This window comes from Promicromonospora sp. AC04 (assembly GCF_003058225.1).
GTDB lineage: Bacteria > Actinomycetota > Actinomycetes > Actinomycetales > Cellulomonadaceae > Promicromonospora.
In genome coordinates, this window is the sequence record NZ_QBUG01000005.1 from 440,964 (window position 1) to 464,630 (window position 23,667).

The following is a 23,667-nucleotide window of genomic DNA, read 5'->3' on the forward strand; positions in this document are numbered from 1 at the left end:
CTTTCCTTCGCTCGGTGAGGTTGGCCGGCACACCAAGCCTCCGCGACGAGGGACCGACCTGTCTAGGCCTCGTCGCGGCAGCGAAGGAGAAGGATCACCGTCATGCGCACGCCGCCACTGTACTCCCGGTCCTGGTCCGCAACGCCAATCGAGCCCACGATCCGGACCGCGGCCGGTGGCGCCGTCGAGATCTGGTGGTGGTGGCGTCGAGATCTCGACGCCACCACCAATTCTCACCGGCAGGCTCAGCGGCGGTTGCGGAGCGCCGCGTCGACCTGGGGTTCGCCCAGGGCGCCCAGCCAGTCGAGCAGCGCCGGGTACGTCGACGGGTTCGCCGCGACCTGAGGGCGCAGGTGGGGCGCCTCCTGCACGATCTTCGCCAGGTCCGCCAGCGGCGTGGCCGGGTCGAGCGCCACCGCTGCGGTCCACCTGCCGCCCACGGGCGGCAGCACGGCGGTGTGTCCCGACTCGGAGCCGTAGTCCGACGCCGGAGCGCCCTGCCCCTGTCCGACGACCACCCGACGCGTCACCTGCTCCTGACCGTCGCCACCCGCGGCCGGGCCACCCGACGCCGGCTGGCCGTTCCCCACCGGCCGGATGCGCGCCGTCGGCTGCGCGGACGCCACCGGCGTCGCACCCGAGCGGACCGGGGGCATCGTCGCCGTCTCGCCCATCGAGGAACCGGCGGGCGCACCCGCGGCCGGCATGTCCTCGACCGTGCGCATCGCGCCGAGCGGGACCTCGCCCGACACCGGCTCGGCAGCCTGCACCGGGACCACCCCGCGCTGGGCGGCGGCCGCGCCGGCGACGGTCCGCACCGCGCCCGTCGAGGTCACCCGGCGCGGCTCCGCGGGCCGGCGCAGCTCGGGCGCGCTCCGCACGGGCTCCTCCGGGAGCGTCACCGGCGTCGCCTTGTCGCCCTTGGGCCGCGGCGGGGACCACACGTAGGCCTGGCTGCGGTCGACCTCGGACTCGCCGCCGATGCCTGCGGTCTGGAAGTGCTCGCGCACGGCCTTGGGCACCATCAGCGCGCACGCCGCGACGATCGGCAGCGCGAGGGCCATGAGCAGGTCACCGAGGTTCACGCCCAGGCTCGCGCCGGACGTCGCGATGACCACCACGAGGCCGAGCACGCCCGCCACGCACGCGGCGCCGACGGCGGGCACGTGCCCCGTGCTCGGGTCCCGCTTCAGGGAGCGACGCGCGAACCAGGCGATGACGGCGACGACGACGCCGAGCACGAGCCGCAGCACCAGCGTCACGCCCGCGCCGGACCCGATGAAGCCGGGGTCGATGAGCTGCACGAGGGCCGCGAGCGCGCTGCACACCGCGAGCAGCACCATGACGTCGAACGCGCGGATCGCCACCCGCACCCAGACGCCGGCGGCGCGCTCGGTGCTGACCTCGACGTCGGCGGCCGGGTCGCGGCGCACCGCGGGCGAGCCCGCTATCGCGGCGGCGAGCGGGAGCAGCACCAGGCCGAACCGGCTCGGGTCGGTGACTCCGGGGCGCATGGACTCCAGGCCGGTCAGCGAGCTGCCGGAGGTGAAGATGAAGAGCACCGCCAGCACGAGGCCGACGGCGACGAGGACGAGCCGCGAGGGCCGGTCGTGCCGCACGGTGCCGCCCACCAGGAGCCACGCCAGGCCGACCGCCAGCACGAGCCACACGGGCGCCAGGAGCCGATCGCCGAGCGTCGCGTCCGCGGCGAACTCGGCGAGCAGCGTTGCGACGACGGCGCCCAGGGCGATCAGCACCCCGACGCCGGCGAGGCCGAGCCGCCAGCCACGGACCACTGCGCCGTCCTGCTCGACAGGCCCGAGCTCGCTGTCCCGCGGGGTCGCGGCGAGCGCCGCGCCGGCGAGCGCGAGGCCCAGGCCGGTACCGACGCCCGCGCCGCTGTTCAGGTCGATCACGAGGTGGATCAGACCGATCGCGGCGAGCGGGAGCCCGGCGATCAGGCGCGCGCGCCGGGTCGAGTGCACGGTCCACGTGACGGGCAGCACGGCGAAGCGCGCGAGGTAGGGCAGGGACAGCGAGGCGAGCGACAGCGCGACGGCCAGGACCACCTCGACCCGGTCCGCGGAGCGGGCGGCGAGGTTCCACGGGAGCGCGAGCGACACGAGCAGGGCGAGCGCCGCGATGGCGTCCCGCACGTAGTCCGCGACGGCGATGTTCGCGAAGGGTCTGACCCCGTCGGAGTCCTCGGACGTGGCGGCGGGCGCGCTCTCCGACGAGATCGTGCCGAGGTACTCGTGGTCGAGACTCTCGGTCGGCGCGCCGTTCGCGTCCTGCGCGACGTCGTCCGAAGTTCGCTCGTCACGCTCGGAAGCGTGCTGGTCCATCATCCGTTCACTCCTCGATAACGCCGCTGGTCGAGACTGGGGAAAGTGTGGCTGGCGGCGCTGGGGTCCACGACGTTTCTACCCGCTGGGACGCGGCCCTGTCAGGCCGAACCGCGGCGAGTCCGGTCACACCTGCATTTCTGCGCACGTCCATCACATTCGACGGGTGCGGAAGAACCGCTGTCGGCGGCAGCCGGCAGCACTTCGAGGTCACAGGAGAACACAGTGGACCCATCCGCCGCACCGGCACCCCGAACCTGCGACGTGTGGCTGGTTCCGGTCCGACGCCGGGAAGCCTGGACGCGCCTGCTGACCGTACCGGATCGGGAGCAGCTCGTGGGTCTGGACGAGACGGCGACCAGGGTCCACCTGACGTCGCGCGCCGCCCAGCGGCTGATCCTGTCCCGCTACCTCGGTGTCGCTCCCGAGGAGGTCACGGTGCAGCGGTCGTGCGACCGCTGCGGCGACCCGCGTCACCGACCGGGACCTGTCGCCCCTCACCCCGGTCGCTGCCGCCAAGGCGGCACGCTACTGAGGCTGGTTCACCAGGCCAGAACCGGCCGCCATCGGGGCGAAAGCGGCCGCCTATGACCTGCTGAATCTCAGTCAGCGGCGGGGCGCCGTCAGATGCCTAGCTGGTAGGCGCCCCAGTACGCCAAGGTGATCAGCAGGGCCGTCGCGCCGAGCACTGTTGCCCAGAAGCCCGTCGAGATCACGGCGGTGGCGGCGCGGTGGCGGTGGGTGTCCAGATCCCGCGGCTCGACGGGCTCGACGGGCAGCGCCGGCGGTTCGTCCGCCTGCCTCAGGACCACCCCCCCGGACCGCACGACCCGTCCCCGCAGGTCCCGGACCCGGTTCAGCAGCAGCGCCGCCGCGACGACGGCCACGATGCCGATGAGCCGCACGGCTATCCACCCGCCCTGCACCACCAGGGCGTTCTTCTCGTAGTCCAGGGCGAGCCGGGCGACGGCCGCGATGTACACGGCGAGCCCGGCGGTCGTCACCACCGCACCGACCGCCAGCCCGGTCAGGGGCGCGCGCAGGCCCGGGGCGAGGTGCACGCCCGGGCGACCCGTACGACGTCGGACAAGGTGGCCCGTCAGGACCGCGCCGCCCACGAGCAGCGGGCCCACCAGCAGCAGCCCGGCGGCGGTGACGACCACCCCGACCAGCCAGTCGCCGTCCCCGTACCAGAGCGGCTGCGGCACGGGCGCCGCGAGGTAGAGCTGTTCGGGCTGGGCCCCGGCAACCTGCGGCGCGGCGGACGCCGTCGCGGGCAGCCCGAGCACCCAGTCGGCGACGTCGGACGCGAAGTCCGGGTGCAGGACCAGGCCCCCGGGCGTCTCGACGTTGATGCCGTGGTTCGCGCGCTCGTAGAACCGCACGGTCACGTCGTCGGCGTCGGCCATGAGCTCTCGCGTGCCCTGTTCGAGCGGCATCGAGGCATCGTTGGTGCCGAAGACGGCGAGGATCGGGTCGTCCTGCTCCTTGAGCCACGGCCGGACGTCGAAGTCCGCGTACTCGAACCCGCCGCCCGGCACCTTCATCCCCACAGCGCGCGGGATCGCGCGGAACACCCCGGCCGGAACGTCCGTGTTCCGCAGGTAGTTGTCGACGGCGTACGCGGCCTGCTGGCGGGGCGGAACCACCGGGGCGGAGACCAGGATCTGGAACGCGAGCCGCGGGTCGTCCACCATCATCATTGGCGACACCCACGCGCCCTCCGACTCCGAGTACAGCCCGATGGCGTCCGGGTCGACGCCCGGGACGTCGCGGAGGTAGCTCACCGAGTGGGCGTAGTCGCGCGCCATGGCCTCGTAGTCGCGGTGCCGGGTGGAGTAGTTGTCCAGCCGCTTGTCGGGCACGAGCGTGGTGATCCCGGCGCTCGCCAGCGCGGTGGCGGCCAGCGTGAAGGCGTCGGTGGCCTTGCCCGTGCCCGCGCCGTGGATGAAGACGATCCCCGGGCGGTCCTCGGCGCCGTCGGCCCTGCCCTCGTCCGGTCCGTCGCCGGCCTCGATCGGCTGCCGGAGCAGCCCGCCCACCTCCAGGCCGTCGGCGAGCGGAATCGTCACGGCGGTCTCGCGCACCTCGAAGTCGCCGGGATCGCCGGCGCCGGCCACGGCGCCCCCGATCGCCGTCGACGCCGTGGCGGGGTGCAGGTGCGTGGTCACTGGCTGCGGCTCCCAGTCCGGGCCCGCGACCGCGCCCGTTACGGCCAGCGCGACCAGGATCGCGGCGGAGGTGGCGACCGTCCTGAAGAACACCTTCGGATGCTACGCCCGGCGCGGGCCACCTTCACTCGGGCGGGCGGGACGCCGGCATCTCGTCGGTGTCCCAGGTCAGCGCGCCCGACCGCAGGTCGGCCACCACCTGGCGCACCCTCTTCAGCTCCGCGCGTGATGGCCACGACTCCGGGAACGGGGACGTGTCACATCTCGGTGCCCGCGGACCGCGCCCGCCGGTACCGGACCGGCAGCGCCTGCGGGTGCCGCACCCAGGGCGACGGGATCCACGCCACGTCGTGGTCCTCGACCGCGAGCTCCAGGTCCAGCTCGGTCAGGAGCCGGCCGATCGCGACGCGCGCGATGATCCGCGCCTGCCGCGACGCGGGGCAGCGGTGCGGTCCCACGCCCCAGGCGAGGTGCGCCCGGTTGCCGACCTCGTCCCACACGTCACCGGTGTGCACCCGAGGGTCCTGGTTCGCCGCGGCCACGGCCATGACCAGGGCGTCGCCCTTGCGGACGAGCTTCCCGTCCAGCTGCAGGTCCCCCATGGCGTACCGGGGCAGCGGCGTGTTCGCGGCGGGTGCCTCCCGCCAGAGGACCTCGTCGAGCGCGTCGTCCAGCGCGACCCGGCCGCCGGTCCAGCGCGCGGCGAACCGCTTGTCCGTGAGCAGGAGCCGCAGGGTCAGCGCGATCCACGCGGTCAGGAACTCGCTGGCGGCGATGAGCGGCACCGCCATCGAGTCGGCGACCTCGCCGTCGTCGTGGAAGCTCGGGTGCCGCACGAAGGTTGCGGTCAGGTCGTTGCCACCCTTGGCGCGGCGGGCCTCGACGTGCGCCATCAGGCTGTGGCCCATGCGGGTGCGCGCCTCGACGGCCTCGACCGTGTGGTGCATGATGCGCGCCGAGTCGGCCATCATCTGCTCCGCGACCTCGTCGTCGAATCCGAAGAGCGAGGTCACGGCGAGGAAGCCCACCTTCTTGGCCCACTCGGGCACGAGATCCACCTCGCCGCTGGTTCCGAGGCTGTTGATCAGCCGCATGCTGACCTCCTCGACCTGGGCCACCACGGTTCGCTCGGAGAGCGCCGCCAGCCCGTCGTCCAGGGGTTCCCGGAGCCGACGGCGCTTCTCGCCGTCGTGGTGGTACGAGGAGCTGCGCGGCTCCCGCGGCGAGATCCCGAGCAGGGCCGAGCGCTCCGAGAGCAGACCGTCGTAGTGCCAGCGCCAGTTGCGCGGGTCCCGGGAGAACTGCGCCTCGTTCCGCATGACCTCGGAGATCTCCGCGTGCCCCATCACCAGCCAGGCGGGCACGCCCGGCTCCATGTCCACGGGCGCCACGACGCCCCATCTCCCCCGTAACACGTTGTAGATCTCCTGCGAGTCCGCGCCACCTGTGGTCGCCGACAGGGGGGTGAGCCCTGTCAGGCCGGTGAGCTCTACCGGGGAGGTTCGAGCGGCCACTGTCTCCATCGCCCAATCACAACACAGTGTCCGGATTGCCCGTAATCCTGAGTGCGATATCTCGAACTGCGTTTCAGCAGGTAGGGGGCCTAGAAGCCGAGCCGGCGCAGCTGCTTCGGGTCGCGCTGCCAGTCCTTGGCGACCTTCACGTGCAGGTCGAGATAGATCCGCTGGCCGAGCAGCTTCTCGATGCCCTGGCGCGCCTCGGTGCCCACGGACCGCAGCCGCGACCCGCCGCGCCCGATGACTATCGCCTTCTGGGAGTCGCGCTCCACGAACAGGTTGACGCGCACGTCCAGGAGGGCCGGCTTGCCCTTCTCCGGGTCGCCCGACCCCGCCCGCTCGACGATCTCCTCGACGACCACCGCGAGGGAGTGCGGCAGCTCGTCACGCACGCCCTCCAGGGCGGCCTCGCGCACCAGCTCGGCCACCATGACGGCCTCGGGCTCGTCGGTCAGCTCGCCGTCCGGGTACAGGTCGGGGCCCTCGGGCAGGTGCGAGACGAGGACCGCCTCGAGCTCCTCGACCTGGAAGCCGTCCTTCGCGGACACAGGCACGATGTCGTCCCACTCGCGGTCCACGGTCTTCGCCAGCTGGTCCACGGAGACGAGGTGCTCCATGAGGGCCTCACGCGGCACGAGGTCGGCCTTCGTCACGACGGCGACGACAGGCACGCGCCGGCGCCCCGTCATCAGCTCGGCGAGCTGCGCCGCGATGTAGCGGTCGCCGGGGCCGACCTTCTGGTCCGCGGGCAGGCAGAACGCGATGACGTCCACCTCGGACAGCGTGTCCCGCACCAGGTCGTTGAGCCGCTCCCCCAGCAGGGTGCGCGGCCGGTGCAGGCCAGGAGTGTCCACGAGCACGAGCTGGGCGTCCGGGCGGTGCACGATCCCGCGGATCGTGTGCCGGGTGGTCTGCGGCCGCGCCGACATGATCGCGACCTTCTGCCCCACCAGCGCATTGGTCAGGGTGGACTTGCCGGCGTTGGGGCGCCCCACCAGGCAGGCGAACCCGCTCCGGTGTGCGGCGGTCTGTTGCCCTGCGGGCTGCTCGCTCAAGAGGTCACTTCCTTCTGGTCACGCTTCTGATCACGGTGGTCGTGCTGGTCGAGACCACCGTTGCTGTCGTCCGGCTCGCCTACCGGCTCCGTGCGGTGCACGAGGATCGTCGAGATCTGCTTGCGCCGGCCCTCGACCCGTTCCGCCTGCAGGTGCACGCCGCCGACCTCGACGGACGCCCCGGCCAGCGGCACCTTGCCCAGGGCCTTGGCGAGCAGGCCACCGGCGGTGTCCACGTCGTCGTCGTCCAGGCGCAGGTCGAACAGGTCGCCGAGCTCGTCCACCGGCAGGCGGGCCGGCACGCGGAGCACGCCGCCGCCGAGGTCCTCGACCTCCTGGACGGGCACCGTGTCGTGCTCGTCGGTGAGCTCACCGACCACCTCCTCCAGGAGGTCCTCGATGGTCACCAGGCCCGCGACGCCGCCGTACTCGTCGACGACGAGCGCGATGTGGCTGGCCGAGGCCTGCATCTCGCGCAGCAGGTCGTCGATCGGCTTCGACTCGGGCACGAACACCGCGTCGCGTGCCACGTCCGACGCGGGGCGCTGCGACGGCTCCCGGACGCCGCTCTCGCCGTCGTCGACGGGCCAGTGCACCGCGGCCACGACGTCCTTGAGGTAGGCGACGCCGACGACGTCGTCCACCGACTCGCCGACCACCGGCACCCGCGAGAAGCCGGAGCGCAGGAACAGCCGCAGCACCCTGTCGAGCGAGGTGTTCGCGCTGACGGTCACCATGTCGGTGCGGGGCACCATGACCTCGCGCGTGATGGTGCCGCCCAACTCGATCACCGACCGGATGAGCTCCCGGTCGGACTCCTCGAAGGCGCTGCTCTCCCCCACCCGGTCCGCGATGTCGCGCAGCTCGGCCTCGGTGGGCGGCGACGGGTCGTAGCGCGGCACCGAGAACCGCGTCAGCCACGCGACCGCGCGCGAGACGCCGGTCAGCGGCCCCACCAGCGCGAGCAGCACCGCTACCGGCCTGCGGAAACCGAGCGCACGCGGCGAGACCCGTACGAAGATGACGCCGACGACGACGCCCACCACGAGCGCGATGAGCATGACCGGCAGCTCGCCGGGCAGCCCCTGGCCGGGCATGGCCTGCTGCACCAGCAGCGTCCCGGCCGCGATGGCCACCACCTCCGACATCACGCGCACGAGCGCGAAGGAGGCGACGATCGCCGTCGGGTCGACGACGAGCGCCTGGGCGCGCCGGATCCGCGCGGCACGCTCCGGGTCGGGCGACTGCCCCAGCTCCGCCTCGGCGAGCGCCTCCGTGAGGGACGCGCGCGTGACGCGCAGGAGCGCGGCCTCGCCGGCCGAGAGCATGCCCGCCAGCCCGAGGCCGACCAGCACGATGAGGGTCAGGAACAGGACGAGCACGCCGGTCACCGGGTCGCGAGGAAGGTCAGGAGGAGCTTGCGCTGGAGCGTGAACATCTCCTTCTCCTCCTCCGGCTCCGCGTGGTCGTAACCGAGCAGGTGCAGGATCCCGTGCGTGGTCAGGAGCAGCAGCTCCTCGGTCGTGGAGTGCCCGGCGGCCTTGGCCTGGGTGACCGCGACCTCCGGGCACAGCACGATGTCGCCGAGCGTCCCGGCCGGGGTGACGTCGCCGTCGCGCCCCGGGCGGAGCTCGTCCATCGGGAAGGAGAGGACGTCGGTGGGGCCGGGCTCGTCCATCCACTGCACGTGCAGGTCCGTCATGACGGTGGTGTCGACGAAGATGATCGACAGCTCCGACTGCGGGTGCACGCGCATGGCGTCGAGGACGTACCGGCCGAGCGCGGCGAACTCCGCCTCGTCGACCTCGAACCCGGACTCGTTGTTGACCTCGATGCTCACCGGCGCTGCCTCTTGTTGCTTCCCTGACGGTGGTCCTGCGGCTGGCGCCCGGGACGGCGGTCGTCCGTGAGCACGTCCCAGCGCGCGTACGCGTCGATGATGTCGCTCACCAGCCGGTGCCGCACGACGTCGGACGACGTGAGGCGGCAGAACTCGACGTCGTCCACGCCCAGCAGGATGTCCTCGACCACGCGCAGGCCCGAGGTGGTGCCACCGGGCAGGTCGACCTGGGTGGCGTCGCCGGTGATCACCATCTTGGAGCCGAAGCCCAGGCGGGTCAGGAACATCTTCATCTGCTCGGTCGAGGTGTTCTGCGCCTCGTCCAGGACGATGAAGGAGTCGTTCAGCGACCTGCCGCGCATGTACGCCAGGGGCGCCACCTCGATGGTGCCCGCCTCGATCAGCTTGGGCACCTGCTCGGGGTCGACCATGTCGTGCAGAGCGTCGTACAGCGGGCGCAGGTAGGGGTCGATCTTCTCGGACAGCGTGCCGGGCAGGAACCCGAGGCGCTCCCCGGCCTCGACGGCGGGGCGCGTCAGGATGATCCGGTTGACCTGCTTGGCCTGCAGCGCCTGCACGGCCTTCGCCATGGCGAGGTAGGTCTTGCCGGTACCGGCCGGGCCGATGCCGAACGTGATGGTGTTCGTGTCGATCGCGTCGACGTAGGCCTTCTGCCCGACCGTCTTGGGCCGGATGGTGCGGCCCCGGCTGGACAGGATGTTGAACGTGAGGACCTCGGCGGGGCGCGAGGCGGACGCGTCGCTCAGCATCGCCACCGAGCGCTTCACCACCTCGGGGGTGAGCTGCGTGCCCGCCTCGACGACCTGGATCAGCTCGTCGAGCAGCTGGGTGACCAGGGCCACGTCGCCCGCCGGTCCGTTCACTGCGATCTCGTTGCCACGAGCATGGACGTCGACGCCGGGGAAGCCCTCCTCGACGGCCCGCAGCACCGAGTCCCGGCTCCCCAGGAGCGCGACCGTCGGGATGTGGGCCGGGACGACGATCTTGTGCTCGATCCGGGTCTGGGACTGTGTACTGGGCGTAGTTGTCATGAGCCGGCCCCGCGGGGCCGATCCGCTCCTTCGTGCGGTAGGGATGACGACAGTCCTCATCCTATCGACCCGCCCGCGCTGCGCCACGGTCTTTCCACAGGGTCTTGCGCCCGCGCGTCAGGCGAAACCTGGCAGCTCCCCGCCCGCGAGCAGGTGCGCGTGCACGTGGAACACGGTCTGCCCGGCCTTAGGCCCGGTGTTGAAGATCAGGCGGTACTGACCGTCCGCGAGCTCGCTCGCCACGCCGTCCGCCAGCGCGATCAAGGCGGCCAGGCCCTTGGGGTCCGACGCCGCGAACGCGGGCACGTCCGGATAGTGCTCCCTCGGCACCACGAGCACGTGCACGGGCGCCTTGGGCGCGATGTCCCGGAACGCGATCGCCGTGTCCGACGACGCCACGACGTCCGCCGGGATGTCCCCCGCGGTGATCTTGCAGAAGAGGCAGTCAGGGCTGTCGGTACTCGTCATGTCGGCAGGCTACCGGCGGCCGCCCGTACGCGACTCCCGTAGGCGGCTCGCGCGCACCGAACGGGACTTCGACATGTTTTTCCATACCGTTACATGGTTCGAAATGCCTGGGTGAATGGGATGTGGGAGAGTTTGCCGCGTTCGATGGAGATTGGGGTACTGCGACACCATTCCGTCGTCGCCCGCCTCGCAGGTCTCGTCGGGTCGCCCTCACACCACACACAGCAGTCACCTGGAGGTTCGCGTGGGTTGGTTCATCGCCCAATCGCTCGCATTCATCATCATCGCGGCCCTGATCGGCCTCGCGATCGGCATCTGGATCGGCTGGATCACCTGGGGCCGGCGCGCCAAGGGCAAGCACTCGGCGGAGAAGGCCGACGCCGCGGCCCGGTCGGCCGCCGCCAAGTCGGGTTCGGACGCTGATTCGAAGGCTGATTCGGACGCCGCGACGGAGACCGGGGCCGAGGCTGACGACGCTGCCGAGGCGGGCAAGCCCGCGGCCGACGCCGAGCCCGCTCCCGTCCTCGCGTCTGCTGCTGCCGCCACGGACGAGACGGCGGCCGCCGAGCCGGCCGCCGACAGCGCATCGGACTCCGACAGCGACGCTGAGACCGCCGTCGTCGACCCCGAGAAGGAGGGCGCGGCGAACGAGGCCGAGCCCGCGGGGTCCGACGTCGTCGCCGAGGCCGAGGCCGTCGCGCGCAAGGCCGCCGAGGAGAACGCCGCTGCCCAGGCTGCCGCGAAGACCGACGCGCCGCAGGCCGCCGAAACGCCGGACAACCTGCGGGTCATCGAGGGCATCGGCCCGAAGATCGAGAAGGCCCTCAAGGCCGCCGGCTACGCGACCTACGCCAAGATCGCGGGCGCGAGCGAGGACGAGCTGCGCGAGGCCGTCGCGAGCCAGGGCATCAAGTTCGCCCCGTCGGCCAGCAGCTGGGCCGACCAGGCGCAGTACCTGGTGGACAGCGACGCGGACGGCCTGGAGGAGTACCAGGACTACCTCGTCGGCGGCCAGGAGCGACGCGCCAAGTTCAACGAGAACGTGGACTACGCCGACGTCGACGAGATCGAGGGCGCCGAGGCCAAGGCCGAGGCGATCGCCGAGGACGAGGCGGAGGCCGCGACGGCCGAGCCCGAGGCCGCCCCTGAGCCGGAGCCCGAGCCCGAGCCGCAGGAGCTGCAGCGCATCGAGGGCATCGGCCCGAAGATCGAGACGGCACTCAAGGCCGCCGGCTACACCACCTACGCGAAGGTGGCGGGCGCGAGCGAGGACGAGCTGCGCGAGGCGCTCGCCGCAGCCGGCATCACGTTCGCCCCGGCCGCCACGAGCTGGTCCGACCAGGCGCAGTACCTGGTCGACGGCGACGAGGACGGCCTGCGCGAGTACCAGGACTACCTCATCGGCGGCCAGGACCGCGCCTCGAAGTTCAAGGAGGACGTCGACTACGCCGACGTCGACGAGATCGAGGGCGCCGAGGCCAAGGCCGAGGCGATCGCCGAGGACGAGGCGGAGGCAGCGGCGGCTGAGGCCGAGGCCGCCCCTGAGCCGGAGGCGTCGGCCGAGCCCGAGCCCGAGCCCGAGCCGCAGGATCTGCAGCGCATCGAGGGCATCGGCCCGAAGATCGAGTCCGCCCTCGGCGCCGCCGGCTACGCGACCTACGCCAAGATCGCCGGCGCAACGGAGACCGAGCTCCGCGAGGCGCTCGCCGCGGGCGGGATCACGTTCGCCCCGTCCGCCGTGAGCTGGGCCGAGCAGGCGCAGTTCCTCGCGGACGGCGACGAGGACGGCCTGCAGGAGTTCCAGGACTACCTGATCGGCGGCCAGGACCGGCGCGCCAAGTTCAACGAGGACGTCGACTACGCCGACGTCGACGAGATCGAGGGCGCGGAGGCCAAGGCCGAGGCGATCGCCGCGGACGAGGCGGAGACGGCGGCGGCCGAGGGTGACTCCGAGCCCACCCAGTCCGAGGTGAAGGCATGAGCCTGAGGGCGGTTCTCCTCCCGGTGATCGCCCTGATCCTCGGGCTGGGCGTGCTCGCGGGCGTCCAGAACACGGGGTTCCGTGAACAGGTCGAGTCGACGCTGACCGAGCGCGCGCAGGGAGCCCTCTCGGCTGCGGGGCTCGACGACGTGGACGTCGAGCTCACGGGTCGCGACGCCGATGTGACCGCCCCGACCGACACGGACGCGCTCGCGGCCGCCGAGGTGGTCGGCGGCCTCCCCGGCGTCCGGACCGCGGCGGCGTACGGCCCGGACGGTCCGGTCTCGGCCGACGCGGCCGCGGACGGCTCCGACGACTCTGCCGACGCCGAAGCGAGCGCCACCCCGGAGGCGTCGCCCTCCGCGGACGACGCCTCGCCCGAGGCGACCGAGCCGGCATCGGACGACGAGCCGTCCGACGACGGGTCCTCGGACGACCAGGGGGACGACTCCGAGAAGGACGAGCCGACGCGCGAGGAGCGGGAGGCGGCGCAGGAGGACCTGGTCGAGATCCCGAACATAACGTTCGTCACGGACAGCGCGAAGCTGACCAAGGACGGCCGCGCGGTGGTGCGCGATGCGGCCGAGGTGCTCATGGAGCACCCGGAGGTCGAGGTCCGCATCGAGGGGCACACCGACTCGGTCGGCACCGAGGAGGAGAACCAGCGGCTCAGCGAGCGCCGTGCCGAGAAGGTGCTCGACGAGCTGGTGGAGCTGGGCGTCGACCGCGACCGGCTGACGTCGAAGGGCTACGGCGAGTCCGACCCGCTGGTGGTCCCGAAGACCTTCGCGGACCTGGAGAAGAACCGCCGCGTCGAGTTCGACGTCACGAACTGACCCCTTCGTTGAGTGCGGGATCTTCGCCCTTTCAAAGGCTTTGAAAGGGCGAAGATCCCGCACTCAACGAAGGATTACCAGCGGCCCAGGCGGTCGCTCAGGAGGGCTATCGCCACCGGGCCCGCCGTCGACGTGCGCAGGACGTGCGGGCCCAGCCTTGCGGTGACCGCGCCCGCCCCGGTGAGCAGGGCGACCTCACCCTCGGAGATCCCGCCCTCGGGTCCGACGACGACGAGCAGCTCGCCGGCGTCGGGCAGGGGCACCGTCGCGAGGGCGACCGTCGCCTCCTCGTGCAGCACCGCCACCGTGCCGCCCGCCGCGACGACGTCGCGGGCCCGGGCAGCCAGCTGCTTGGTGGTCAGCGGCACCTCGACGTCGGGGATCCGCGCCCGCCGGGCCTGCTTCGTCGCGGCCCGGACGGTACTGACCCAGCGCGCCCGCGACTTCGCCGCCCGCTCCCCGCGCCAGACGACCACGGACCGCTCGGCCTGCCACGGGATGATCGCGTCCGCACCGATCTCGGTGGCGGCCTCGATCGCCATCTCGTCGCGGTCGCCCTTGGCGAGGGCCTGGACGAGCGTCACGACGACGTCGGGCACCGGTTCGACGTCGGCCTGCTCGACGCGCAGGTGCACCTCAGCGCCGTGCACCGCCTCGACCACCGTGCGCAGGCGCACCCCGGCGCCGTCGACGACGTCGATCCGCTCCCCCGGGCCGCGCCGCTGGACCACGCCGGCGTGCCGGCCCTCCGCGCCGTCGAGCACGTACACGGAGCCTGGGGCGTACCCCGACAGCGGATGGGCGGTGGACGCCTCCGCGAGAAAGACCGGCGCGCTCATGGGTGGGGGTCAGCGCCCGCTGAGCTTGTCGCGCAGGCGCGAGAAGACGCCGCCCTGGACCGACGCGAGCCGCGACTCGGGCCGCTCCTCGCCGCGCAGGACCGAGAGCTGCTGCAGCAGCGCGGTCTGCTCCTCGTCGAGGCCCATGGGTACCTGGACCTCGATGTGCACGTTGAGGTCGCCGCGGCCGGCCGAGTGCAGGTGCCCCACGCCCAGGCCCTTGAGGGTCATCACCTGGCCGGGCTGCGTGCCCGGGCGCAGGTCGATCTCCTGGAGGCCGTCCAGCGTGTCGAGCTCGAGCACGGTGCCGAGCGCGGCCGCCGTCATCGGCACCTGGAGCGTGCAGTGCAGCTCGTCGCCGCGGCGGACGAACGTGTCGTGCGCGCGCTCGCGGATCTCGACGTACAGGTCGCCGGCGGGGCCGCCGCCGGGGCCGACCTCGCCCTGCGCGGAGAGCTTGATGCGCGTGCCGGTGTCGACGCCCGCGGGCACGTTCACCGAGATGGTGCGGCGCGAGCGCACCCGGCCCTCGCCGGAGCAGTCGGTGCACGGCTCGGGGATCACGGTGCCGAAGCCGCCGCAGGCGGAGCACGGCTGGTTCGTCATGACCTGGCCGAGGAACGAGCGGGCGACCCGCTGCACGGAGCCGCGGCCCTGGCAGACGTCGCAGGTGCGCGCGTGGGTGCCCGGCCGGGCGCCGTCGCCGCCGCAGGTGTTGCAGACCACCGCTGTGTCGACCTGGATCTCGCGCTTGGCGCCGAAGACCGCCTCGGACAGCTCGAGGTCGAGCCGCACCAGGGCGTCGTTGCCGCGCCGGGCGCGCGGGACCGGCCCGGTCGGCTGCCCGCCGCCGAAGAAGGTCTCGAAGATGTCCTGGAACCCGAAGCCGGCGCCGAACCCGCCGCCCGCGCCACCACCGGGCGAGGTGGGGTCCACGCCCATGTCGTACTGCTGGCGCTTGTCGGGGTTGGACAGCACCTCGTACGCGCGCGCGACGTCCTTGAACCGGTCCTCGCCCGCCTCGCCGGCCACGTCGGGGTGCAGCTCACGGGCCAGCTTGCGGTATGCCTTCTTGATCTGCTCGGGCGTGGCGTCACGCGGAACACCGAGGATCTCGTAGTAGTCGGTCACAGGTCTCTCTTCGCGGGAGGTTTGTGGGGAAATAGTTGAGGAGGGAGGAGCAGGTCAGCCGGGCAGCACTCGCGACAGGTAGCGCGCGACGGCGCGCACCGCGGCGATGGTGCCCGGATAGTCCATACGGGTGGGCCCGATCGAGCTCAGGATCGCGACGGTGTCGCCGTCGGACGAGCCGTAGCCGGACGTGACGACGGAGGTCTCCGCCAGGCCCGCCATCCGGTTCTCGTGGCCGATGCTCACGGCCACCCCGGCATCGTCGGTCATGTCGGTGAGGAGACCGAGCAGGACCACCTGCTCCTCGAGCGCCTCGAGCACGGGCCGAAGGCCCTGCTCGAACCGCATGCTTGCCCGCGCCAGGTTCGCCTGGCCGGTCAGTACGATCCGCTCCTCGCTCTCCTCGCCGAGCGCGGTCGTGACGACCTCGGCCACGGCTGTCGCCAGCGGCTTGTGCTCGTCCGGCATCGCCTCGGTGACCCGGGCGAACGCGTCACCGATGTCGATGAGCCGCCGGCCGGCGGCCGCGGAGTTGAGGCGGGCGCGCAGCTCGCCGAGCGTTCCGTCGTCCAGGTCGACCGGCACGTCGAGGAAGCGCTGCTCCACCCGTCCCGTGTCCGTGATGACGACGACGAGGAGCCGCCCCTCGACCGTGGGCACGAGCTCGAGGTGCCGCAGCCCGGACCGGCGCAGCGACGGGTACTGCACGACGGCGACCTGGCCCGTCAGCTGGGCGATGAGCCGCCCGGCGCGCGCCACGACGTCGTCCAGGTCGACCGCCTCGGACAGGAAGGTCTCGATGGCCCGCTTCTGCGGGAGGGTCAGCGGCCGCACCTCGGCGAGCTGGTCCACGAACAGGCGATAGCCCTTGTCCGTGGGGATCCGGCCGGCCGACGTGTGCGGCTGGGCGATGAGCCCGGCCTCTTCCAGGGCCGCCATGTCGTTGCGCACCGTGGCCGGGGAGACGCCGAGCTGGTGCCGCTCCGTGAGTATGCGCGATCCGACGGGCTCGCGTGTCCGGACATAGTCCTCCACGATCGCCCGCAAGACATCGAGTCTGCGTTCCTCGCTCACCGCGCTCACCTCCGTCCCAGGTAGAACGTCCGGGACGTGCACCCGGGTTCCGGCCCGCTCACCAGCACTGCATACCAGCACTCTCGCCAACCGAGTGCCAATCCTACGCGGCACACACAACCAGCCAGGTCGCCGACCCGCCGTCCGCCCGTCTGGCAGGGTCCCACACCCTGCCAGACGTGCAGGTCACCCCGGGTGACCTGCATGTCTTACCCGTTCGCGAGGGGCTTACCCGCCGCACATAGGGCGATGCCTTAGAGAACCCCGGGCGGCTCAGCGAACCCGTACCCAAAGATGCGACGACCGCCCGATCCGCGCGAGGTACCTCACAGACGAACCTGGAATCACTGCCGGCGAGAGGGCCGGCGGCCACGACCAGGAGGCACCACGATGTTTGGTTTTTCGGACTACGCCGAGTACCGCAGGAACGAGCAGGACCTCAACCGCCGGACGGAGCAGGCCCGGGTGGCGCGCGAGCAGAAGGACACGGCCCGCCGCCAGGCGGCGGCACAGCGCTCCACCGAGCGTGCAGGCCGTACCAAGGCGGCCGACGCCGTCCCGCGCGTCGCCTGAACCGGTCGGGTGAACGCGACCGTGACCAGCAACGACAATGAGCGGAACCACCACAGGACCGGCATGGGACGATGAGCCCATGCCGGTCCCCCGCGCCCGCCTGGTGGGCCGAGCCCACGAGCTCGGCGAGCTGAAGGCCGCTCTCGACGACGTCCGCTCGGGCGCGAGCCGCACGGTCGTGATCGCGGGCGAGGCCGGGATCGGCAAGACCCGCCTGCTCGACGAGCTCACCGCACACACCGACGGCGTCACAGTTGTGGCCGGGCAGTGCGCGGACGAAGGCTCCGGGCCGGTCCCCTACGCGGCCCTGGCCGGACTGCTCAACGGGATCGTCCAAGCGATCGGCCCCGAGGCCGCCGTCGCGGCGGCCGGGCCCTCGGCCGGCGCCCTGTCCGCCGTAGCACCCCAGCTCGTCCCACCGGCGTCCGACGCCGGAGCGGACCGCCTCCCCGAGGTCCTCACCGACCTGCTCGCCGGGCTCGCGGCCGAGCGACCCGTCCTCGTCGTCATGGAGGACCTGCACTGGTCCGACGACGTCACCCGCGCGGTCGCCCTGCGCCTCGCCCGCACCGCGCCCCCGAACCTGCTCCTGCTGCTCACCTACCGCAGCGACGACGTCGGACGCGCGCACCCGCTGCGCACCGTCATGGCCGAGCTCGACCGGGCCAGGCTCACCACCCGCCTCGACCTGACCCGCCTCGGCGAGACGGAGGTCCGGCAGATGGCGCAGGACCTGCTCGGCGGCGCCCCCGGCCACGAAGACAGCCACGAAGTCGGCCATGAAGACGTCCCCGGCGGCGGCAGCGACCGCGATACCGGCCTCGACCCGGAGGCGCTCGCCGACCTCGCGGACCGAAGCGGGGGCGTCCCGTTCTACGTCGAGGAGCTGGTCGGGTTCCTCGGTACCGACCTGCCCGGCTCCCTGCGCGACATCCTCCTGCTGCGCTACTGGAACCTCAGCCGCGAGGCCCAGGCGCTGTGCCGGGTGGTGGCGGTCGCGGGCCCGCGCGTGTGGTACGACGTGCTCGACGACGTCCTGGCGGACCCCGCGACGGGCTCGGGGCAGCGGGCGGGCGCGGGTGTCGGCCCCGATCCCGAGGAGACGGCGCGCGAGGCGGTCGACGCGCAGGTGCTGGTGGCGACCGACGTCGGGTACGCGTTCCGGCACGCGCTGGCCCAGGAGGCCGTGTACGCCGAGCTGCTGCCCGGCGAGCGCCGTCGCCTCCACGCCGCGTACGCGCGGGCGCTGGAGCGGGCCCTCGTCCAGCGCGCCCGGTCGGTCGCGAAGCTGTCCCGCATCGCCGACCACTGGTGGCGCGCGGGGATGCTCGACAAGGCGCTGGCGGCGGCCGTCGTCGGGCACCGGGCCGCCGCGGACGAGGCGGCGTCGTCGGCTGCCGTCGCGCTGGGTGAGCGGGCACTGGAGCTCTGGGAGCAGGTGCCCGACGCCGAGGCCGTGGCCGGCCTGCCGCACCACGAGCTGCTGCGGACGGTCGCCGAGTCGCTGCGCGGGTCCACCCGCACCGGCCGCGCGCTGGCTGTGGCGCACGAGGCGCTCGCCGAGTGGCCCGACGACGATCCGGTCGGCCTCGCCCGCATGCTCTCCGACACCGCGCTCATCGCGGGCCACGCCGGCTCTGGCGAGGGACCGGAGCTCATCGAGCGCGCCCTCGCGCTCGTCGAGCCGGGCCGGGACGACGCCGTCCGCGGCCAGGTCCTGCTGCTGCGAGCCCGGCACGCGATGCTCGACGGCCGGTCGCGGGAGGGGATCGAGACCGCCACTGCCGCCTATGACGCCGGGGTCGCGATCGGCAGCGCCGAGCTCATGTCCGTCGCGCTGAACCTGCGGGGCGTGAGCCGCATGCAGCTCGGCGACCTCGACGGGTTCGCGGAGATCGAGCGTGGGCGCGAGGTGGCGGGCGACGCCTGGCAGGGTCTGAGCCGGTACTACATCAACGGGTCGGACGCCCTGCTCACGATAGGCGACTGGGCCGGCGCCGCGAAGATCGCGCAGGACGGCGTGGCGGCGGCTCGCCGGTACGGCGCGTCCGAGGGCTCCCGGATCATGATCGAGGGAAACATCGTCGAGGCCCGGATCGGGCAGGGCGACTGGGCCGAGGCCGCCGAGTGGTACGAACGGACCGTCCCCCTGGTGCACGACAGCGTCTACGCCGTGTACCTCGGCGAGCGCCGGACCTGGCTCGCGATGTGGCGCGGGGACGTGGAGCAGGCGCAGGCCGAGGCGCGGCGCAGGGCCGCCACCTGGGAGCGGTTCGGGCGCCTGGAGGCGCAGATCCGGTCGCGCGTCGCCGTGACCCGGGCGGAGCTGGCGCTGCTGCGCGACGAACCGGCGGAAGCCCTGGAGTGCGTCTCGGCGGTGATCTCGCCGGACGACCCCCACATCCCGCTGTACGACCTGCCGCGGCTCGCCGTGGGCGCACAGGCGATCGCCCGGCTCCGCGCGGGCGGCCGCTCCGTCGACGACGCCCCGTACCGCGCGGCCCTGGCCCGGTGCGCCCACTGGCGGACGTTCCCCGTGTGGTCGGCGGCGTTCGAGGCGGAGCTCGGCACCGGCCCGTGGACGACGGTCGCGGAGCTGCCCGGGCCTGCGCACCTGCGCCCGTACGCGCTGTACCGCGAGGGCGCGCGGCTGCTCGAGGCCGGCGACCGGGCGGGGGCGCGGACGGCGCTCGGGTCGGCCGTCGCGGAGGCGGAGAAGCTCGGGGCGGGGCTGATCGTCCGGTGGGCGCAGGACCTGACCGACCGGGCGGGCCTGCTCGACCGCGCGGGGTCGGCCGGACGGGCGGCGTCGGCCGGGCATGCGGGACACGCCGGCCCGGCCGACGTACCGCCGTCGGGCAGCGGGCCGGACGCGCTCACTGCGCGCGAGCAGCAGGTGCTCGCGCTGGTGGCCGAGGGCCTGACCAACGGGCAGATCGCCGAGCGGCTGTTCATCTCGGCCAAGACGGCGTCGGTGCACGTGTCGGCGATCCTGCGCAAGCTGGGCGTGGCGACCCGCACGGAGGCGGCCCTGCGCGCCGTCCGCTGACCCATCCGTCGAGTGCGACCTTCGCCCGGTCGTGACACTCCGGACGGGCGGACATCCAGCACTCGACGGGGCGGCCAATCTAGGCTCGCGGCGTGTTCGACGAACGGTACGGTCCCGATGTGCTGTCCCCCGCGTTTCCCGGCGCGCAGCGTGGGCGACGGCCGACGTCGTTGCCCACGCCCGCCGAGCAGGGCCTCGTGGTCGAGGAGGTCGAGACCGGCTGGGTCGGCGCCGTGGTCCGCGTCGAGAAGTCGGGCGGCATGCACGTGGTGGTCCTGGAGGACCGCCGCGGCCGCACCCGCACCTTCCCGCTCGGCCCCGGTTTCTGGGTGGAGGGCAAGCCGGTCGTGCTCACCGCGCCAGTCCTGAACCGGGCCCCCGCCCAGCCCACCCGCACGGCCTCCGGGTCCGTGGCGGTGCACGGCGCCCGGGCGCGCGTGGCGCGCGGCAGCCGCATCTGGGTGGAGGGCAGGCACGACGCCGAGCTCGTGGAGAAGGTCTGGGGCGACGACCTGCGCGTCGAGGGCGTGGTGGTCGAGATGCTCGACGGCGTGGACCACCTCGCCGAACGCCTCGCCGAGTTCGGGCCCGACGCCGAGCGACGCGTCGGCGTGCTGGTCGACCACCTGGTCCCCGGGTCGAAGGAGCAGCGGCTCACCGACGAGGCGCTGCGCCACGTACCGCAGGGCACCGTGCTGGTGCTGGGCCACCCCTACGTCGACGTGTGGCAGGCGGTGCGCGCCGAGCGGCTCGGCCTGGACCGCTGGCCCGTGATCGACCGGGGCACGGAGTGGAAGCTCGGCATCCTGCGTTCCCTGGGCTGGCCTGCCGAGACACAGGCCGACGTCGCCCGCGGCTGGCAGCGCATCCTCGGCCGGGTGCGCGACTTCCGGGACCTCGACCCGGCCCTGCTCGGCCGGGTCGAAGAACTTATCGATTTCGTGACCACGTCGTGAGGTGCAGCCTCTACGGTTGAGCCCATGTCCGAGAACCCGCAGGAGCCGCAGTCTCCTCAGCAGCCTGGTCCGCCGCCTCAGCAGCCGCAGCCGGGTCCGTCCGATGCTCCGGCCGAGCCCGGTCCGGCGCCCTACCAGGGCCAGCAGCCCTATCCGGGCCAGCCTCAGCCGGGCCAGCCCTATCCCGGTCAGCCCGGCCCCGCCTATGGCCCGGGCGGGCAGTACCAGCCCCAGCCGCTCAACCCGTCGGACGAGCGCATGTGGTCGGTCTTCGCCCAGATCGGCCCGTTCCTGCTGGGGTTCATCGCGCCGCTGGTGATCTGGCTGGTGCTCAAGGACCGCAGCCGGTTCGTGGACCAGGAGGCCAAGGAGTCGCTGAACTTCCAGATCACCTTGGTCATCGCGCTGATCGCCGCCGCGATCATCACCGCGGTCACGTTCGGCATCGGCGGGATCGTGTACCTGGCGTTCATCGCCGCGATCGTGTTCATGATCCTGGCGGCCGTCGCGAACGGTAAGGGCGCGCCCTACCGCTACCCGGTGAACATCCGCTTCGTGAAGTAGGCCGGCACCGCCGTCGTCGGCCCGACCGCCGTCGGGCAACAAGATGACCATGCACCTGCTGCCAGATCCGGGATTCCGGCCGGCAGCAGGTGCATGGTCATTTCTTGGCCGACGGCGGCCGGGGCGTCAGGCCGCGACCGGACCGGCCGCTGCCGGGCCGATCGGGAGCGCGGCGACCGGACCGCCGGTGAGGCGGCGGAACGCGAAGGCCAGCGCGACGAGCGACAGCGGGATCGTGATGAACAGGCCGAGCCCGCACAGGATCGCGCCCACGATGTTGATGCCCAGGAGCGCGAGCTCCAGCAGGAACACCGCGCCGAAGTTCTGGCCCACCAGGCGGAACGACGAGGTGAAGGCCTCCCACGCGTTCATCCCCTTGTCCACCACGTTGTGGTAGGTGAACGGCGCGAAGATCGCCAGGGCGATGAGGCCAAGGCCGCACGTGAAAATACCGACGATGCCAGCGGCCAACAGCAGGAGCGCCGTGAGGATGATCATCCCGTAGGAGTTGACCTTGAACAGCGTGCCCCAGGTCGCCTTCTCGCCGGAGACCTCACGCAGCGCAGCATTGATCCCGAGCGCCCCGAGCACCGAGCTGAGCAGGGAGCCCACCAGCCCGAGCAGCGAGCTGCCGAAGTTCACCCCGACTGCCGCCCCGGTACTGATGTCGCCGCGCATCGCGGCCTCGTTGATCTCCTGGTAGTCGCCGATCGAGCCCGCGTTGAAGATGGCGCCCACGGCGAACGTGAGCAGCACGAACAGGACCCAGAACAGCCAGTTCCCGGTGAACCTGTTCCACCCGTAGCTCAGCGCCTCGCCGACGCCGAACGGGCCGGACGGCTGCGTCCCGTAGGGCCCGCCCGGACCGCCGTAAGCGGGCGGCTGGGCCGCGGTGCCATAACCGGGCGGCTGGGTCGCGCCGCCATAGGGAGGCGGCGTGGGTCCGCCCGGCGGCGGCTGGGTAGGTCCACCCGGCGGCGGCGTGGGACCGGCCGGGTTCTGTGGTGGTGTCGGCCCGCCCGCGTTCGGCCCGTACGGGCTCTGCGGAGTGTTCTCGCTCATGTGATCCCCTTTTCACTGGTCAGTGATCCGAGGCCACCTTCACTCTTTCTCCGCATGCCCGCATGTGGAACTACCGAGTTGTTACTCGCGGGTCAGGCCTGGACGGAGTCGCCGGTCCACCGCTGGACGAGATATGCCCCCACCAGGAGCATCGCCGGAGCCACGACGACGAGCCCGATCCCGCACGTGAAGATCGACGCGACGGCCAGGCCGGCGAAGATCCCGAAGACCGCGAGCGTGGTCCCGAGGTGGGTGAGCACCAGCCCGATGCCGCCCGCGACGGCCTTGCCGAAACCGACGCCCTTGAGCAGCAGGAAGGGCACCGGGAGCAGGAGCAGCGTGCAGACGACCTGCACCAGCAGGCCCACCATGGGCACCACCGTGCTCACGAACCCGAGCGCACCGACGATCACCGAGTACGCCACGAGGCCGCCGAACCCGTGCAGCATGAAGAAGTCGCGGAAGGCTGCCTTGCGGGTCCGTGTCGCCGCGAGCGCGCCGGCGTACAGGAGGGCCTGCAGCAGGAAGGAGACCGCCGTGCCTGCGGCGCCGAGCGCCCTGGCCTCCAGCGTCTGCCCCGCGGCCTGCGCGGCGTCGACGGCCGCCGGGTCGGCGGCGTTCATCAGCCCGTCCATGGTGGACGGGCTGAACAGGAGGATGACGGCGATCTGCGCGATGCCGAGCAGCAGGCTCATCAGCACCCAGGTGCCCCAGCTGGCGCCGAACGCGCCCCAGGCCCAGCGCCACGCGTTGCCGACCGTCGGCGGCTCGGCGTCGGGCTGCCGCTCCGCGCCGGGCGCGGCCGGGTACTCCGGGAACTGGTGCTGGTAGCCGGGCTGCTGGTAGCCGCCCTGCTGCTGCGGGACCTGCGTGCGGCTCTGGGACTGGCCCCACACGCCGGGCTGCGGGTCCCGCTGCTCCGGCTGCTGCTGGGGCTGGTAGTCAGGCCGCCCGTACGGGTTGGCGGGGCGGCCGTAGGGGTCGCGCGGGCCGTACGGGTCGTACGGCTGCGGGTCCTGACCGTACGGGTCGCGCGCCGGCTGCTGCTGTCCGCGAGGGTCGGCGTCCTGCGCCCGCCGGGGATCCTGTCCGGCGTAGGGGTGCTGCCCACGGTCTGGATCCTGCGGAGCCCAGCCGCCGTAGGTGTTGCTCAT

19 protein-coding genes are annotated in these 23,667 nt (G+C 72.7%); 6 read left to right on the forward strand and 13 right to left on the reverse strand.

Annotation, left to right across the window (positions count from 1 at the left end):
* Positions 1-245 precede the first annotated feature (245 nt).
* From C8K30_RS16080 to C8K30_RS16115, 8 genes are all read right to left on the reverse strand, one after another.
* The gene (locus C8K30_RS16080) at positions 246-2,348 is read right to left on the reverse strand and encodes a hypothetical protein (RefSeq protein WP_108493890.1); all 2,103 of its coding nucleotides are present in this window, start codon (positions 2,346-2,348) and stop codon (positions 246-248) included.
* 620 nt (positions 2,349-2,968) lie between these two features.
* Positions 2,969-4,609 carry a S9 family peptidase gene (locus C8K30_RS16085; protein ID WP_108493891.1) on the reverse strand — a complete coding sequence of 547 codons (1,641 nt, stop codon included), beginning with the start codon at positions 4,607-4,609 and terminating at the stop codon, positions 2,969-2,971.
* A gap of 164 nt (positions 4,610-4,773) precedes the next feature.
* Entirely contained in the window at positions 4,774-6,039 is a 1,266-nt protein-coding gene (locus tag C8K30_RS16090) for a cytochrome P450 (protein WP_158281031.1), read from the reverse strand.
* An 80-nt stretch (positions 6,040-6,119) separates the two neighbouring features.
* Entirely contained in the window at positions 6,120-7,088 is a 969-nt protein-coding gene (gene era / locus C8K30_RS16095) for a GTPase Era (protein WP_108493893.1), read from the reverse strand.
* A complete protein-coding gene (locus tag C8K30_RS16100) occupies positions 7,085-8,479 on the reverse strand; it encodes a hemolysin family protein (RefSeq protein WP_108493894.1) in 1,395 nt (464 codons plus the stop codon). The genes era and C8K30_RS16100 overlap by 4 nt, the downstream gene beginning before the upstream one ends.
* Positions 8,476-8,928: an rRNA maturation RNase YbeY gene (gene ybeY / locus C8K30_RS16105; RefSeq protein ID WP_108493895.1), complete on the reverse strand. Its 453-nt coding sequence runs from the start codon at positions 8,926-8,928 to the stop codon at positions 8,476-8,478. The genes C8K30_RS16100 and ybeY overlap by 4 nt, the downstream gene beginning before the upstream one ends.
* Entirely contained in the window at positions 8,925-9,980 is a 1,056-nt protein-coding gene (locus tag C8K30_RS16110) for a PhoH family protein (protein WP_108493896.1), read from the reverse strand. Before C8K30_RS16110 ends, ybeY begins: the two co-directional genes overlap by 4 nt.
* A gap of 117 nt (positions 9,981-10,097) precedes the next feature.
* Positions 10,098-10,448 (reverse strand): histidine triad nucleotide-binding protein, encoded by a 351-nt coding sequence (locus tag C8K30_RS16115; RefSeq protein ID WP_108493897.1) that lies wholly within the window; start codon positions 10,446-10,448, stop codon positions 10,098-10,100.
* A 244-nt stretch (positions 10,449-10,692) separates the two neighbouring features.
* Here C8K30_RS16115 and C8K30_RS16120 point away from each other — a divergent pair, with 244 nt between their 5' ends.
* Together C8K30_RS16120 and C8K30_RS16125 are read left to right on the forward strand one after the other, a co-directional pair.
* Positions 10,693-12,429 carry a helix-hairpin-helix domain-containing protein gene (locus C8K30_RS16120; protein ID WP_146197503.1) on the forward strand — a complete coding sequence of 579 codons (1,737 nt, stop codon included), beginning with the start codon at positions 10,693-10,695 and terminating at the stop codon, positions 12,427-12,429.
* Complete coding sequence (locus C8K30_RS16125) at positions 12,426-13,265, forward strand: OmpA family protein (RefSeq protein ID WP_108493899.1); 840 nt, start codon at positions 12,426-12,428, stop codon at positions 13,263-13,265. The genes C8K30_RS16120 and C8K30_RS16125 overlap by 4 nt, the downstream gene beginning before the upstream one ends.
* A gap of 74 nt (positions 13,266-13,339) precedes the next feature.
* On the opposite strand, the gene C8K30_RS16130 is transcribed toward C8K30_RS16125, so the two are convergent.
* The 3 genes from C8K30_RS16130 to hrcA are packed head-to-tail and all read right to left on the reverse strand — an operon-like array spanning position 13,340 to position 16,309.
* Positions 13,340-14,104 carry a 16S rRNA (uracil(1498)-N(3))-methyltransferase gene (locus C8K30_RS16130; protein WP_108493900.1) on the reverse strand — a complete coding sequence of 255 codons (765 nt, stop codon included), beginning with the start codon at positions 14,102-14,104 and terminating at the stop codon, positions 13,340-13,342.
* 9 nt (positions 14,105-14,113) lie between these two features.
* A complete protein-coding gene (gene dnaJ, locus C8K30_RS16135) occupies positions 14,114-15,235 on the reverse strand; it encodes a molecular chaperone DnaJ (RefSeq protein WP_108493901.1) in 1,122 nt (373 codons plus the stop codon).
* Positions 15,236-15,289: 54 nt separating this feature from the next.
* On the reverse strand, positions 15,290-16,309 hold the full coding sequence (gene hrcA, locus C8K30_RS16140) for a heat-inducible transcriptional repressor HrcA (RefSeq protein ID WP_108493902.1): 1,020 nt from the start codon (positions 16,307-16,309) through the stop codon (positions 15,290-15,292).
* Between the two features lie 390 nt (positions 16,310-16,699).
* Between hrcA and C8K30_RS16145 the strand changes: the two genes are divergently transcribed.
* The 4 genes from C8K30_RS16145 to C8K30_RS16160 all read left to right on the forward strand — a co-directional run bounded on the left by C8K30_RS16145 (position 16,700) and on the right by C8K30_RS16160 (position 21,451).
* Positions 16,700-16,882, forward strand: coding sequence for a hypothetical protein (locus C8K30_RS16145; protein WP_108493903.1), 183 nt, complete (start codon positions 16,700-16,702; stop codon positions 16,880-16,882).
* Between the two features lie 79 nt (positions 16,883-16,961).
* On the forward strand, positions 16,962-19,931 hold the full coding sequence (locus C8K30_RS16150; RefSeq protein WP_158281032.1) for an AAA family ATPase: 2,970 nt from the start codon (positions 16,962-16,964) through the stop codon (positions 19,929-19,931).
* A 92-nt stretch (positions 19,932-20,023) separates the two neighbouring features.
* The gene (locus tag C8K30_RS16155; RefSeq protein WP_108493905.1) at positions 20,024-20,887 is read left to right on the forward strand and encodes a DUF3097 domain-containing protein; all 864 of its coding nucleotides are present in this window, start codon (positions 20,024-20,026) and stop codon (positions 20,885-20,887) included.
* Positions 20,888-20,911: 24 nt separating this feature from the next.
* Complete coding sequence (locus C8K30_RS16160; protein ID WP_108493906.1) at positions 20,912-21,451, forward strand: DUF4870 domain-containing protein; 540 nt, start codon at positions 20,912-20,914, stop codon at positions 21,449-21,451.
* Between the two features lie 126 nt (positions 21,452-21,577).
* Here the strand turns inward: C8K30_RS16160 and C8K30_RS16165 are convergent, their stop codons facing one another.
* On the reverse strand, positions 21,578-22,513 hold the full coding sequence (locus tag C8K30_RS16165) for a hypothetical protein (protein ID WP_108493907.1): 936 nt from the start codon (positions 22,511-22,513) through the stop codon (positions 21,578-21,580).
* A 92-nt stretch (positions 22,514-22,605) separates the two neighbouring features.
* Positions 22,606-23,667 carry a hypothetical protein gene (locus C8K30_RS16170; protein WP_108493908.1) on the reverse strand — a complete coding sequence of 354 codons (1,062 nt, stop codon included), beginning with the start codon at positions 23,665-23,667 and terminating at the stop codon, positions 22,606-22,608.

Coding starts and splice junctions, on each gene's coding strand:
- C8K30_RS16080 (WP_108493890.1), bottom strand. CDS start 2,348: ATGATGGACCAGCACGCTTCCGAGCGTGACGAGCGAACTTCGGACGAC.
- C8K30_RS16090 (WP_158281031.1), bottom strand. CDS start 6,039: ATGGAGACAGTGGCCGCTCGAACCTCCCCGGTAGAGCTCACCGGCCTG.
- C8K30_RS16110 (WP_108493896.1), bottom strand. CDS start 9,980: ATGACAACTACGCCCAGTACACAGTCCCAGACCCGGATCGAGCACAAG.
- C8K30_RS16115 (WP_108493897.1), bottom strand. CDS start 10,448: ATGACGAGTACCGACAGCCCTGACTGCCTCTTCTGCAAGATCACCGCG.
- C8K30_RS16125 (WP_108493899.1), top strand. CDS start 12,426: ATGAGCCTGAGGGCGGTTCTCCTCCCGGTGATCGCCCTGATCCTCGGG.
- C8K30_RS16130 (WP_108493900.1), bottom strand. CDS start 14,104: ATGAGCGCGCCGGTCTTTCTCGCGGAGGCGTCCACCGCCCATCCGCTG.
- C8K30_RS16145 (WP_108493903.1), top strand. CDS start 16,700: ATGTTTGGTTTTTCGGACTACGCCGAGTACCGCAGGAACGAGCAGGAC.
- C8K30_RS16150 (WP_158281032.1), top strand. CDS start 16,962: ATGCCGGTCCCCCGCGCCCGCCTGGTGGGCCGAGCCCACGAGCTCGGC.
- C8K30_RS16160 (WP_108493906.1), top strand. CDS start 20,912: ATGTCCGAGAACCCGCAGGAGCCGCAGTCTCCTCAGCAGCCTGGTCCG.
- C8K30_RS16165 (WP_108493907.1), bottom strand. CDS start 22,513: ATGAGCGAGAACACTCCGCAGAGCCCGTACGGGCCGAACGCGGGCGGG.
- C8K30_RS16170 (WP_108493908.1), bottom strand. CDS start 23,667: ATGAGCAACACCTACGGCGGCTGGGCTCCGCAGGATCCAGACCGTGGG.